11 protein-coding genes are annotated in these 12906 nt (G+C 55.5%); 5 read left to right on the top strand and 6 right to left on the bottom strand.

Annotated elements, in window-relative coordinates:
• The first annotated feature begins 13 nt into the window (after positions 1–13).
• The gene (locus K0V07_RS13405) at positions 14–700 is read left to right on the top strand and encodes a hypothetical protein (RefSeq protein WP_220621895.1); all 687 of its coding nucleotides are present in this window, start codon (positions 14–16) and stop codon (positions 698–700) included.
• 7 nt (positions 701–707) lie between these two features.
• On the opposite strand, the gene K0V07_RS13400 is transcribed toward K0V07_RS13405, so the two are convergent.
• Complete coding sequence (locus K0V07_RS13400) at positions 708–1049, bottom strand: thermonuclease family protein (protein ID WP_220621894.1); 342 nt, start codon at positions 1047–1049, stop codon at positions 708–710.
• A gap of 77 nt (positions 1050–1126) precedes the next feature.
• Between K0V07_RS13400 and K0V07_RS13395 the strand changes: the two genes are divergently transcribed.
• Positions 1127–1738: a hypothetical protein gene (locus K0V07_RS13395; RefSeq protein ID WP_220621893.1), complete on the top strand. Its 612-nt coding sequence runs from the start codon at positions 1127–1129 to the stop codon at positions 1736–1738.
• Between the two features lie 325 nt (positions 1739–2063).
• Here K0V07_RS13395 and K0V07_RS13390 read toward each other — a convergent pair whose 3' ends face one another.
• The 3 genes from K0V07_RS13390 to K0V07_RS13380 all read right to left on the bottom strand — a co-directional run bounded on the left by K0V07_RS13390 (position 2064) and on the right by K0V07_RS13380 (position 6374).
• Complete coding sequence (locus tag K0V07_RS13390) at positions 2064–2897, bottom strand: heparin lyase I family protein (protein ID WP_220621892.1); 834 nt, start codon at positions 2895–2897, stop codon at positions 2064–2066.
• A 330-nt stretch (positions 2898–3227) separates the two neighbouring features.
• Positions 3228–5186, bottom strand: coding sequence for a PEP-CTERM sorting domain-containing protein (locus K0V07_RS13385; protein ID WP_220621891.1), 1959 nt, complete (start codon positions 5184–5186; stop codon positions 3228–3230).
• A 156-nt stretch (positions 5187–5342) separates the two neighbouring features.
• The gene (locus K0V07_RS13380) at positions 5343–6374 is read right to left on the bottom strand and encodes a LacI family DNA-binding transcriptional regulator (RefSeq protein ID WP_220621890.1); all 1032 of its coding nucleotides are present in this window, start codon (positions 6372–6374) and stop codon (positions 5343–5345) included.
• A gap of 156 nt (positions 6375–6530) precedes the next feature.
• Here K0V07_RS13380 and K0V07_RS13375 point away from each other — a divergent pair, with 156 nt between their 5' ends.
• Both K0V07_RS13375 and K0V07_RS13370 read left to right on the top strand, forming a co-directional pair.
• Positions 6531–7856, top strand: a complete 1326-nt coding sequence (locus tag K0V07_RS13375; RefSeq protein WP_220621889.1) for a sulfatase — start codon at positions 6531–6533, stop codon at positions 7854–7856.
• A 43-nt stretch (positions 7857–7899) separates the two neighbouring features.
• Positions 7900–8940 carry a glycoside hydrolase family protein gene (locus K0V07_RS13370; protein WP_220621888.1) on the top strand — a complete coding sequence of 347 codons (1041 nt, stop codon included), beginning with the start codon at positions 7900–7902 and terminating at the stop codon, positions 8938–8940.
• A 174-nt stretch (positions 8941–9114) separates the two neighbouring features.
• On the opposite strand, the gene K0V07_RS13365 is transcribed toward K0V07_RS13370, so the two are convergent.
• Positions 9115–9897 carry a phytanoyl-CoA dioxygenase family protein gene (locus tag K0V07_RS13365; RefSeq protein WP_220621887.1) on the bottom strand — a complete coding sequence of 261 codons (783 nt, stop codon included), beginning with the start codon at positions 9895–9897 and terminating at the stop codon, positions 9115–9117.
• A 103-nt stretch (positions 9898–10000) separates the two neighbouring features.
• On the opposite strand from K0V07_RS13365, the gene K0V07_RS13360 reads away from it, so the two are divergent.
• On the top strand, positions 10001–10762 hold the full coding sequence (locus tag K0V07_RS13360; protein WP_220621886.1) for an AraC family transcriptional regulator: 762 nt from the start codon (positions 10001–10003) through the stop codon (positions 10760–10762).
• 221 nt (positions 10763–10983) lie between these two features.
• Here the strand turns inward: K0V07_RS13360 and K0V07_RS13355 are convergent, their stop codons facing one another.
• Positions 10984–12819: a BCCT family transporter gene (locus K0V07_RS13355; RefSeq protein ID WP_220621885.1), complete on the bottom strand. Its 1836-nt coding sequence runs from the start codon at positions 12817–12819 to the stop codon at positions 10984–10986.
• Positions 12820–12906: the final 87 nt, after the last annotated feature.

Below are 12906 nucleotides of genomic sequence, written 5' to 3'. Positions count from 1 at the left end.
TATCCATTCGCGAATGCAGCTCACCGCACTCACCCTTAACACGATCAAAACCCGCCTCGGCCTCACCGTCCAGGAGCTGGCCGATATGGCCGCCGTGTCCGTGCCCACCATCAACGGGGCTCTCAGGCCGTCCTGCTCCGTCAAGACGGCCTGCCGCATCGCTGGAGCACTCGATAGTGCCGGGCATGCCGCCGAGGCTAAAGAGCTTTTTCGCGCCCTCATCGACGACCTGGCCGAGGAGTACGAGCTGCCCCCGCACGTCATCACCCCCTTCATCCCCGGCCCGACCGAGGCCTCGCTCAGCGCCGGCGAGCACAAGCTCATCGAGGCCATTCGTGGGGCAGGGGAGGACGCGGACACACTTATCGACGCATTCCTCACCATCCTGTGGGCCGACGCGCCCGACAAGGACCGCCCGATTCGATTCGAGCCGCCGGAGGAGCCGCCCTCCCCGGAAGCATTCCACGAGCCCACTGCCGCCGAGGGCAAGAGCTTCGATCACGCTTTTCGCGCGAAATCATTCAACCTGACCGAGGCTGAGAAACAGACATGGGAGGCATTCCTGAAGCAGTTCCCAAGCCCCCGGCCAATCACCACCACAGAGCTTGATGCATTACTGATCGAGCACCCCACGGCCCGCCGGGACGTCCTCCTGGAGCGCCTCACTCGGGCAGGCTACTCTCTCACTATCGAGACATGAGCCCCGCTCACCAGTCCACCAACACCGCATGCCCGGTTTTCACCAGGACGGCGGGGATATGGACTGGCTTTCCCTTTTTATCCGGAAAGGTCAGGTCCGCGATAAGTCGCCCGTACTTCCCGTATTCGATAGGGTGGACCTCCAGCACGCGCCCCTTTACCAGCTTTTCCAGTGCCTCCTTGGCCGCTTCGCCCCCGTCGTTTTTCAGCTCAGGGGCATCTATCCCGGCCAGACGCACTCGCACGGCCGGCTCCGGCTCGTCCACCTCCAGCCGTTGCACGAGCAACGTGTCCCCGTCAATCACCCGCACCGCCTTGGCTGGCCACCCCCACACCGTAAAGGGGAGCATCAAAACGAGTATTGCCAGGGCATTCTTCATGTGATACGGTATATTTCAAAGCCTTAAAACCTTCAAGCATTTTCGCTATGAAAAAGCTCATTTCCTCTGCATCCGCTCTCGTGCTCACTTTGGGGGCTGTCATTGTCCCGGTAGCTGTGAGTGCCCTTGTCATCGGTGGCATCTTCGCGGCCGCATTCTCCCTTAAACCCGACTGGAAGCCGGGGTACAATGACGGATACAGCGACGGCTGGCAGAACGGCAGGGAGGGCCTCATCGTAGAGATGGACGATGAAATCCAACTCCGCAGGCTCCCACCGGCCGGCCGCGTTCCCGTGTACTACCAGATCGACGTCGCCCCCGACACCGCCGAGAATAGAGCCTTGGCCGAGCGGCTGCGTCAGCAGGCGAATATCGTCCTCGACGCGGATCCTCGCTTCGAGCCTCGCACCTTCCCGCTCCTCGATCAGCAATTTGCCTACAGCTTTCAGATCCTCATTGTAAAAACGGATCCCGCCTCCGACCAAGTCAACGCCGCTTCTGTGCTCGCAGGCTGGCATCCCGACCTGATCGACTCGCCCCTTTACGTTACCACAAACCTGACCATGACCGGCATCCACCCCGACGACGCCCTGATCTACGCCCTCAATAATATTTTCGACATCCGCCGAGCTTCGGAATTGGCTCTTGGAAATTTCTAAAGCACACACAAAAGCGCACACGGATTTTTGTAAAGTCGTAAGGGTGTGAAATGCAATGCCTTATGTTGTCTATAAATAATAAATATTTGGTTTACACCCAGTAGGTCGCAGGTTCGAGCCCTGCAGCGCCCACCACTTTGTTTATGCGGGTTGTAGCCCGATTGTCCCTTTGTTCATGCGGGATTGGCCAGTTGCTAGGGGAAATATAAGCGTGTCAGAGGGTGACAATCGCGGACATCTTGTACAACTCTAAGCGCACACATACCTAGACTTGTCGGCCACACCGTTGTTTGCTGCGCACATCATCTCTCCGCGTATTGTCCGTTTATGGTACTGCTGAGAATATGACATCTGATACTCGATAATTGTCGATGTATACGATCAATTCTCCCTCTTGAGCTTTTCTGTAGATTCCAAAGGCATTCTGGAAAGTCTCAATGAACGGCCTGCCCAGGAAACCCTCCGGGAATCCCAAAGCCCCCGTCCAATCGACGACTAATTCACCATCCAGATACAGGGCGATCACGCCATCTCCATCAGGATCAGGGTGTGCCTTTAACACGACATCATACCAGTCATCCTTTTCGATCGGGAAGCTGCCCAGCTCGATGCGCCCTCCATTCGGACCATTTGAGCCGTCTATCCAGTAGTAGCTTGTGTTGCGGGCGATCAGGACGAGCTCCATTTGACCATTATTGTTCCTTAGCTCCAGCCCGACGAATGGAGAGACAAAGTACCCCATCTGCTGGATTTGAGAAATCAACACCCAGCTTTTAATCTCACTGGGGTCCGAGTGCACGGAGAAGCTGAACCCGATGTGTATCGTTTGCTCAAAGGGCGCGCTGCGGTACGCGTAGTATTCGACTCTCTGTTTAAGCCCCGTATCGGGCGAGAGTGGATTGATTTGAAATTTTAAACTGCGCCCCGGCTCGTGTGGAGTCCAGCTGGATAGGTACGGTTTGGATACGTTGTTGTGATCGATCTGTTTTTCTTTAAACAGCACGCCACTGTCGGTCAGGTTCCATGACTCATTATCCACGGTGGCAAACTCCAGGTCGATGTCAGCGTAGCGATAGGCATTGGATTCCGACATGGGGGTAATGAGTGCTGCTACGACAAGAGCGACAAGTATAGGTATTCTGTATAAATGAGCTTTCATGGGCTGAGTTTGGGTATGGTTTTATTTGAAGCGAAGGATGTTGGGTTTTTGTTTTTTTAATGGCACTCGGGCTTCTATGGGCATGAGCTTTCTCTGTCGGGCTCTGGGATCGGGTAGGGCATGCACATAACGATTGAAGAGGCTGCGCGGCATGGCTGATCAAGTGTAACTCAAGGTAAGCAGGTGCCCGGCACGCATTGACGCAAATCATGCATGCACCCGGGGATGGCTGATCCGTACATATCCTGGCGGATAGGTTATCGAGTGCCGTGTGCTGTGTGCAACACGACCCAATGATGGTGAAGGGGCGCGGGGCGCGTCCAGATGCTCTTAGTCGGCCCTGCGGAAGCGGCGAGCGACTGCGAGGCCTAGTCCAGCGACTCCAGCCAGGAGGGCCATCGTTGAGGGCTCAGGAATCGCGGAAATCGTGAGCAAGCCGGTTGCCTGCGAGAAATCAAAACTGTACTCGCCATTCGAGCCCGTCCAATCCGTGCCATCGAGAGTCAATGACAGGTCATAAAGGCCCGTGAGCGTTACCGTGCTGAAGTCGCCGTTGGTGCCTCCAGACAGACCGAAAATAGTGTATACATCGGTAGAGCCGTCATGGGATGTGAAATTAATCAGCAAGTCTCCCTGATAGGTGTAGCCGCTTGCCACCGCAATCTGGCCAGAGCCCGTGCTGGTCGCCTCGATGGTTATGGTGTCGGTGGAGACGGTCGTCGTGGTGAGATCCAGCACGCCGCCATCATCCACCCGGATGCCACCCGCTGCGTTAAAGGTGGTGCCGATAATGGCGAGGGCGCCGTTCTCGACATAGAGTTCGCCTATTGAGCGGCCGGAGGTGAGGGTAGCCTTATTGGCGGTTGAGGCGCCACCCGAGTACTGGAACACGGAAGCTGAGTCTAAGGCCGAGCCCGAGCCCAGGTTATTGGCGGTGCCATCGCCGCCAGCGGCATTCAGGGTGAGACCCGAGCCGACGGACACAGTTACGTCTGGTGCGCTGAAATCAAAGCCAAGCGCCTTGATCTGACCACCCGATGTCGTGGAAGAGAGCGTCCAGTTACTTCCATAGCTCGTCGTTGTATTGGGCCTCCAGACGCCATCGGTGCCTTTTGAGGAGCTGGTCCCTGTGGCCGGCGTCATGTCAAAGACATGGCCATCCACATCAATGCCCAGTTCTGCGACGCCTGCATGGCTGTTCGTGACTTCCTGGATGAGCTGGGAGCCTGCGGATTGGGTCATGTCGGAGCCCAGCTTAAGGCTGATAGCTGTGGGGAGGGTTGACTTGCTGTTGATGAATTGTAAATCACCGATGGTTGCGCCAGTCGCTGTGGCAATCGTCTTGATGCCGGAGCCACGCAGGTAGATGAGGCCATTGGTTGTCGATAGCCCGGTTAGGCTCTGATCGGCTTCAGCGCCGAGCTGGACGCCATAGCTGGGATCAAATGTGAAATCACTCCAGCTATTCGAGGTGCCCCCCAGCAGGAGAAGTCCTTTGCCGCTGCCACTGGTGACGAGGGAACCGCCTGTCGCGTTGAAGTTACCCGTCACGGTCAGGCGGATATCTCCGTTGCTGCCGTTGTCTGTGCTATTATCGATGTAGATTGTCCCGCTTGAAATGGACAGGCTTCCGTCCACGGTGGCCAGCCCACTGCCACTGGTTTGAATGGACGGTAAGGCACCGACTGATAAAGTGCCACCGGATACATCAACATCGCCTACGACCTTGGGGACGTAGGAGCTGGATGATGTGTTTGCACCAAAGTTCAGCTCAAGGACCCCACCACTTTGAAGGTCGATACCGCCGTTGGCACGAAGAGTTTGGTTAGCTCCTGCGCTGTCCGAATCGAGTGCCATGATGGTCGTCCCTCCGCCTGATGCGGATAAGGTAATGGCTTGGTTGACGACGGTAAACCGTTGAAAGCTCACCTTGTTGGTGAAAGCAGAGGTCTGGGTCATCTCGATCGCATCGACCGTCGAATTTGCTCCGGCGTCGTAGATGATTGTGCGATCAGTGGTCGTATCGTTCAACAGCGCTGTGTTAACTCCGACCGGTGCGGTTCCGGTGTCCCAGTTTGCGTCGGTGGACCAGAGTAAATCTGTGCCACCGATCCAGACGGTTTCTTGTGCGTGTAGCGCTGAGAATGCGAGTGGAAGGGCGATCAGAGGGAGTAAATGAACAAGTTTCGGGGTGTGATGCATAACGATGATTTCTTGGGGGTTATTGATGGCCACGACAGAACCCATACAGAAGCTGTTGGGATGCTCGGCCACCATAAGAACAGACATTATTCAGAGTCACAATGGTTTCATTGCTATACAAGTAGAGCAACTATCAGTGAGCAGTTTACGTGATTACAGAACCCTGCTGACACAAACGAATGGGGCTGCCTTAAAATGGCCTGAAGTTTAGGCCTGCCTCGACCTTGCGAAGCGGGGAGGCGTTCAGGCCTGCTTCCTCAGCGTGCTGCCTGGTATCCAATTACCCTCGATCGCGATTTCCTGAGGGATTTCAGGCACCCCAAATTCTTGTCGGCCGAGCATCGCTACCAGCGTTTCCAGCGCAACTTTTCCCGTATGCAGTCCGTTCTGATCGACCCCCGAGATAAAATCGTCCGGCGTTGTATTGTGGTGGACGACTCCGATATCCTCAGGCACACGATAGCCGAGTTCGCGCAAGTGAGGCAGCAGCTGCCTGCCCATCGGTAAAATGACCTCAGGCTTTTGCGTTTTTAGCCACGTACTGAAATCGGAGGTGTTGAATTTTTTCGAAAAATACCAAAATGGCTCTACGCGATTTTCCAGGGGCTGCGCATGATAATAGACCCAATAGGCTGCCTGCCAGTTTTGGTCGCACCGCTGATCGAACTCGCTATCGATCGCCAAACCCAGCCGACGGTAGCCAAGTGCGCGTACTTCACGCAGGATCATCGACATCGAGTGGTATTGGTGGGGGATGACACGATTGATCATCGGGCTCTTCAAGCTGTGGCCAAAAGTAACCGCAGCTAACTCATCCCAGGGCAGAAGGTCGAAGTCGGTATCCACGGCAACAATCGGAGCCACCAAGACGCCCCGTATGTTACGTGTCCGCAGGATCGTGGTAACGCGTTCCCGTGTCAGGTCGGGTTGGTGCAGCCAGAATTCTTCCACCCGAAAGCCAAGCTCCTCTGCGCGTGTCTGGGCGCCCGCTAAATATTGGCGGTACAGACCGATCTTCATCAGGTCACTACGCTCGGGGTAGTTGTTTACCCAGGCAACCGTGGCCTGGTGCTGACGCTTGCTACTGTTTATGCGGTAATTACTGAGCGCACTGAGCATTGCGTCGGGTCTGTAGCCCATCTCGTCGGCGATTTTGCGGATTCGGAGCCGCGTTTTCTCCGGTATGCGCGGGTTACCGCGCAGCGCCATTGACACCGTTGTAAAGTGTACCTGTGCGACCTCGGCTATATCGCGGATGGTGATGCGACGTTCCATGATTTAATCTCTCAGGTGCAGCAAACTTGAACAATGCAGGTTACTAACGCATGCTCAGGTCGAGTCAAGGGTGCTCTACAATTAGAGCGCCTAGCTGTTTGTGGTAGCCCATCCGGCGCTGGTATATTTTACGTCTGTCATTTTACCCGAGAATACATGCAAAAAAAACAACCGAACATCATCTGGTTTATCGCTGATCAAATGCGCGGGCAGGCGACTGGCTTCAATGGAGACCCAAATGTCTTCACCCCGAATCTGGATAACATGGCGATTGCGGGGGCAAACTTTCCGGGTGCCGTGTCCGGCTACCCCCTATGCTGCCCTTATCGCGCGAGTATGTTGACCAGTCGCTACGCGCATAACCACTCGGTAAAACGGCACCAGGACAGGCTCGATCCCAGCTATGAAATGGTGACGGATGTCTTTAACGCCGAAGGCTATGAGACGATCTACCTGGGTAAATGGCATGTCGCGGGTCTTAAGGAATATGAGGGCCGAACGGCCTTGATGACTGTCCCCCGCGATGAACGTGGGCGCTTCGAAACCTGGTTGGGCTACGACAACAATAATAGCCAATGGGACTGCTATCTGCACGGCCACGATGGCGAAAAGGAAGTCAGCCACTATCGACTCCCCGGGTATGAGACGGATTGCCTGACCGACATGGCGCTGGAGCGGATCGAAGCGCGCAGGGAAGGTGATCGCCCATTCTTTATGGTCGTATCCGTGCAGCCGCCTCACATCCCTTCTCTGGCTCCGGCGGAGTATCGCCACTATCAGGCCCAGCAATTGACGCTCCGCCCAAATGTGCCCCAGACTGAAGAGGCTCGTGCCCGCTTCGACCTCTCCGGCTACTATGCGCAAATCGAAAATATCGACGCAAACGTCGGGCGCATCATGGACTGCCTGAGGCATCACGATATTATCAATCATACGCATGTGATGTTCTTCAGTGATCATGGTGACCAGATGGGGAGCCAGGGGCGCTTCGGGAAATGCGTCCCCTACGAAGAATCCGTCCGTGTGCCGTTTCTTATCGGGGGTGGCCAGCCCATGCGCTACGACCACTGGAAATGCGATAACGCTCCAAGCTTGATCAACCATGTCGATGTCGCTCCCACCAGTTTAGGCCTGTGTGGCATTGATACGCCGAGCTGGATGGAGGGCTTTGACTACTCGCACCGCCGTACAGGCGTTGACTATGAGGAGCGTGTCTCTCGGGAGCCAGACAGTGCCTATCTCCAGCTCATTGGAAATCAGGAGTCGGGCTACGCATGGCGTTGCGTGGTGACGCGCGATGGCTGGAAGTATGCCTGTGTCCAGTACGGAGAATGGTTGCTCTACAACCTGAATGTGGATCCCTACGAGCAGAACAACTTAGCGTTCAATACCCATTTTCATGAAAAGCGCTGCGCGATGAAAGCACTCCTCCAGCATTGGATCGAGAAGACCGGTGACGATTTCTCCCTGCCGGAGGATTAAGCTAAAACTTGCCGGTTCCTCAACGCCTTCTGGTTTACCTCTTATGTTTTCTACCTACTCCTTTCTGCCAGCTTCGAAACACAGTGGATTCTCCATGGAGGACTACTGGGTATGGTGTCCATCTGTAGCCCGTGACGACGACGGCCGCTATCACATGTTTGCCAGCCGCTGGCCAAAACAGGTTCCTTTCAATCCTGGCTGGCTGACGCACTCTGAGGTCGTGCGCGCAGTTTCAGATACGGCTGAGGGCCCGTACGTGTTTCAGGAAGTTGTTCTGCCGGCCAGGGGACCAGACTACTGGGACGGCAGCATGACCCATAATCCGTCCATTGCTCGGGCAAAGGACGGCACGTGGCTTCTCTACTATACGGGGACACAAAAAGAGCACAGGGAAGGCGTCGCCGAGAACACTGAAGCGATCAAGCTCGACAAGATTTCAACGGATGAACGGGAGGCCCGAGCCCACCGAAACCAACGTATCGGATTGGCGACTGCGCCGGAGATTACTGGGCCGTGGACGCGCCTCAACCAGCCCATCCTGGAGCCACGCCTTGATTGCTGGGACAGTCTCATGGTCACCAACCCCGCCCCGTGTGTTGAGGCTGACGGTAGTCTTTTATTGCTCTATAAGTCTGTGCTCTACCGCGGTGACAAGATGCATCTCGGTGTCTGTCGCGCTCAGGACTACCACGGGCCCTACCAGCGGCTGAGCGATGAGCCTATTCTGACCTTTGGGGGGCGCGACGACGTCGAAGACCCCTTTGTCTGGGTTGAGGGTGGCCGATACCACTCGATCATGAAAGACGTGAAAGGAGGCATCGGCGGACACCCCGGCGGAGGCATCTATGTACAGTCTGATGATGGGGTGAACTGGCGCCTGACCCAAGACGTCCATGCCTACTCCCGCACCATTCGCTGGCAGGATGGTACAAGAACGGTCCAGGATTTCCTGGAACGGCCTGGGCTCATTTTGGGGCCCGACAACAGGCCGCGCTACTTCACCGCCGCCACGGCGACAGGCGCCTCAAGCTCTCGCATGCTCAAGCGTTCATGGAATGTTGTGATCCCGATCTCTTGTGAGTGAATGCATGATTGGGGTAGTGAAACACAGGATAGACCTCCTCGTTCACCGCACGCCTGGCCATGAAACGAACTCATAACACAGCACTGTTTCCACAGGCGGGCTGATTGATGCCAGAGCAAGCCACGGCGAACGAAATTCGGGCCGTCAACTGATGCTCAAACGCACGCGCATGCACTAAAGCTTGCCGTCCATCACGGGTGTGCCGTCGTGGTACTTGGGCGTGTCGCAAAAGTTCACGCTCCCGTTGCGATAAACGCCGATGCAGTTGACCGAAGGGTCGATACCCTTCGGATACGCACGGTAATTCACGGAGGTGCGTGGCTTCTGGTTGAGATTGTGCGTGACGCGGTGGTAGACATGTCCGTGCAGCAGGGCCAGGGTGCCGGCTTTGGGGCAGAGCGCGACTTCACCCCCAATGGGGGCTTGGGCTTCACCTGGCGGTATGCGACCCATCTTGTGCGAACCAGGAACGAAGACGAGTGCGCCGTCTTCGTGACGAACGTCTTGAGTGTATATAAGACGGTTCAGGTTAAACGCATCCTTAACTTCGTCCGGGCAGTCCTGGTGCCATGCTTGCCCTTTGCCGCCGCCCACGGCGTACATGACCAGACATGCCTTGGCGATGAAGCCATCTCCAAGCACCTCACGGGTGATTTTGTTTAACTCCGCATTTTGGAGCAGATCGATGAAAATCTGGTTGTCATCATCAAGAGGGTGCCAGGGGATTACGTCGCATTCGAATGTCTTTCTACTGTTGCTACCACGAGCCTCTTCAAGCGCGTGCTCCCAAAACGGCTTAAAGTGCTCATCTAATTCTTTGTTGATAGCTTCGAGGTGCTCTGCTTTCAGAAATTCTGGAAAAATAAGATAGCCGAACTCGTTAAAGAAATTGCTCAGTTCTTCGCTTGGTGCATCTAGGGTGAAAGTGGAGGGGTGACTTTTTTTTGTTCCAATCATCCGTTTATAGTATCATAAGGCTTGTTATTGGCCATGGACAGGGTGGAGATGTTAATGCACAATCCGGAGATTAGCCGAAATTAACCCCCAGCATTGATCTATCATGAAACGTAACATCTGCCATTTCGCCTGGGATGGTACGGTTCGGGCCAATCTAAGCTGCAGCCCACATTCTCACCAATATGTGGAGGTGGTATATTCTGACCTGGCTCGTGGGCGTCTGTTTCAGGACGGTCGGGTTTATCCGTACGAAGACCAATCTGTATTTGTCTACCAGCCAGGAGGGACGCACTGGGTGGAAAATGAAACACCGGGCCATCATATCTGCGTTCTTTTGGAAACTGAGTGGTCGCATTTACTGATACCGGGGGTGTATACGGCAGTGCCTCAACTGCGTCGTCACTTTATGGAAGTGCGCGAATACCACGAGCGTACCGAGAAATGGCAGCTCAACCGCATGAATATGCTGGCCGGTTTGATTTGTTGCGACCTTCTTGACCTGGCTGACGAATCAAGCAGTCACAAGAAACTCACTCGGCCAGAGCATATCCGAAACTATATTGACAATAATCTGGGTCTGCCGCTCAAGCTCGACGAGCTTGCGGCTATGGCATGTGTCCATAAGGATTATTTGCGTCAGCTTTTTCGTGACGCCTTCGATGAGTCGCTCTGCAACTACATCATCCGAAAGCGCATGGAGCGAGCAGCGGAGCTGCTCCGGTATTCTGAAGACAAGGTGAGTGTCATCGGCTCGGAGGTAGGCATTGACAACGAGTTCTACTTTTCGCGCCTATTTAAAAAGACATATGGGCTTTCCCCTTCTGCCTATCGCAAAAGGCATGGGAGACAAACTCCGTCTTCATAAGGAAAACGGAACTGGTCGACGTTAAGAGGATAAGCCTATCTGGATGAGCCGGCCAGGGACTGCTGAGCTAGCGATTGTGCGACTCGCTTACGACGGACTCAGAGCCTTGTTCAGAAAGACCTAGCCTGTTTGGCGTGATCGTATCCGCTGTGCCTGTTGTCGGTTACACGAGTAAGGTAGATGATACCTGCCCTGAGGCGCGCAGACTCTAAAAGCGCATCTTAGGTGTCTCCGCTCTTGTCGGTGTCCGGCTTGGTGTCGGAGGAGACGGTTTCGATGATCTCCTGCTGGGCGGTTGAGATCGCCTCGTCGAGGCGGTGGTCAGCGCGGACTTCCTTGAGCTTCGAGCTCACGGCCTCCTCGACATACACCTCTTGCGAGAGGCCGATGTAGAGCGTGTAGATAATACACAGGAGGATCATCGTGAACGGTAGCCCCGTCGTGATGGAAGCTGTCTGTAGTGTTTGCAGTCCACCGCCGAGCAGAAGCACCGCTGCGAGAACCCCCTCCATCAGCGCCCAGAAAACACGCTGCGGGACGGGGGAGTCGAGCTTGCCCCCTGATGTCAAGTGGTCGACGACCAGCGAGCCCGAGTCAGACGAGGTGACAAAGAACACCGTCACCAGGAATATCCCGATGATCGAGAGGACCGTGGTGAAGGGGAACGACTCCAGCATGGCAAAGAGCGCGGTCGATACATCGGTGGAGACTGCGCTGTAGATGTCTGCAATGCCTCCGGCCTGTAGCCAGATCGCTGACCCACCAAAGACCGACATCCAGATAAACGAGAGCAGGGTGGGGATCAGCACGACGCCCAGGATAAACTCGCGGACGGTTCTGCCCTTTGAGATGCGAGCGATAAACATGCCGACAAAGGGCGACCAGGAGATCCACCAGGCCCAGTAAAAGACGGTCCAGCCGCCCTGCCAGTCGCTGCCGCGATAGGTCTCGGTCCAGAAGCTTAGCTCAGGGAGAATGGTTAAATAGCTACCGATGTTCTGCGTGAATCCACTGAGGATGTAGATCGTGGGGCCTGCCAGGAGCAGGAAAACCATGAAAATAGCCGCCAGCCCCATATTGATCTCACTGAGTCGCTTCACTCCGCCATCGAGCCCGGCTACGACAGACAGGGTGGCCATGCCCGTGATCACGACGATGAGGATGATCTGGATAGTGACACTGATGCCGATGCCGAACAGATAATCGAGCCCCGCGTTTACCTGAGCAACGCCGAGGCCGAGGGACGTAGCCAGCCCTGCCAGTGTCGCGAGGACTGAGAGCACGTCGATGACGTTTCCCCAGAACCCGTAGATGCGGTCGCCCAGAATGGGATAAAAGATGGATCGGATCGTGAGCGGGAGCCCGCGGTTATAGGCGAAAAACGCCAAGCCGAGACCGACGATCGCATAGATGCCCCATGGGTGCAGCCCCCAGTGGTAGAAGGTCGTCACCATGGCAGCCTCGGCGGCCTCAGGGGTGTTGCCCTCGACATTTGAGAACATGGGGGAGGGCGAATCGTAGTGGTAGATCGGCTCGCCGACACTCCAGAACATCAGCCCGATGCCCATCCCTGCGCTTAAGAGCATGGCGTACCACGCGACGGTCGAGAATTCCGGTTGGGCTTTCTTTCCCCCGATCTTTACGCGTCCCAGGCGGCTGAAGGCAAAGTAAGCCGCTGCGATAACAAAAATATTTGCAGCAAAAACAAAGAACCACCCGAAGGTCGTGGCGATCCATTCCTTCATGGCGTCGGCAACCTCGTCGGCTTTTTCGTCAAAGAAGAAGATGGATGCGATCAAGCAGACCAGGACGATGACGGATGCGCCTGTGACGTGCGGATGGATGTCAAATCCCAGCCCGCTCCAGTTCCGGTCACCGGGCTCCCGGCTTTCTTTTTCCCCGTCCAGGAGGGTAGCGGTTGGACGTATCTGCAGGCCCCGAAATTTTTCTCGCTCGCGGATAGCTTTTTCACGCGCAGCCTTCTCTGCCTTGCGCAGTTTCTCAGCCAAACTGCGCTTTGCGATAGATTCTTTACTCGGTTTCGGGTCAATACTCATGGGCTCGGAACGGAATTAATGCGTTGAGGCCCTGAAAGGTAGCATAGTCTACTTGTCTAACCAAGAGAGGAATTTTTTAGCGCCCTC

Source organism: Ruficoccus sp. ZRK36, from assembly GCF_019603315.1.
Lineage (GTDB): Bacteria > Verrucomicrobiota > Verrucomicrobiia > Opitutales > Cerasicoccaceae > Ruficoccus.
Note: the sequence above shows the minus strand (reverse complement) of the source record. Positions and strands in the feature narration are given on the sequence as shown.

What these genes read in the sequence shown, in the direction of transcription:
- K0V07_RS13390 (WP_220621892.1), bottom strand. Translation starts at nt 2,897, where the DNA reads ATGAAAGCTCATTTATACAGAATACCTATACTTGTCGCTCTTGTCGTA.
- K0V07_RS13380 (WP_220621890.1), bottom strand. Translation starts at nt 6,374, where the DNA reads ATGGAACGTCGCATCACCATCCGCGATATAGCCGAGGTCGCACAGGTA.
- K0V07_RS13405 (WP_220621895.1), top strand. Translation starts at nt 14, where the DNA reads ATGCAGCTCACCGCACTCACCCTTAACACGATCAAAACCCGCCTCGGC.
- K0V07_RS13400 (WP_220621894.1), bottom strand. Translation starts at nt 1,049, where the DNA reads ATGCTCCCCTTTACGGTGTGGGGGTGGCCAGCCAAGGCGGTGCGGGTG.
- K0V07_RS13395 (WP_220621893.1), top strand. Translation starts at nt 1,127, where the DNA reads ATGAAAAAGCTCATTTCCTCTGCATCCGCTCTCGTGCTCACTTTGGGG.
- K0V07_RS13365 (WP_220621887.1), bottom strand. Translation starts at nt 9,897, where the DNA reads ATGATTGGAACAAAAAAAAGTCACCCCTCCACTTTCACCCTAGATGCA.
- K0V07_RS13385 (WP_220621891.1), bottom strand. Translation starts at nt 5,186, where the DNA reads ATGTCTGTTCTTATGGTGGCCGAGCATCCCAACAGCTTCTGTATGGGT.
- K0V07_RS13375 (WP_220621889.1), top strand. Translation starts at nt 6,531, where the DNA reads ATGCAAAAAAAACAACCGAACATCATCTGGTTTATCGCTGATCAAATG.
- K0V07_RS13370 (WP_220621888.1), top strand. Translation starts at nt 7,900, where the DNA reads ATGTTTTCTACCTACTCCTTTCTGCCAGCTTCGAAACACAGTGGATTC.
- K0V07_RS13355 (WP_220621885.1), bottom strand. Translation starts at nt 12,819, where the DNA reads ATGAGTATTGACCCGAAACCGAGTAAAGAATCTATCGCAAAGCGCAGT.
- K0V07_RS13360 (WP_220621886.1), top strand. Translation starts at nt 10,001, where the DNA reads ATGAAACGTAACATCTGCCATTTCGCCTGGGATGGTACGGTTCGGGCC.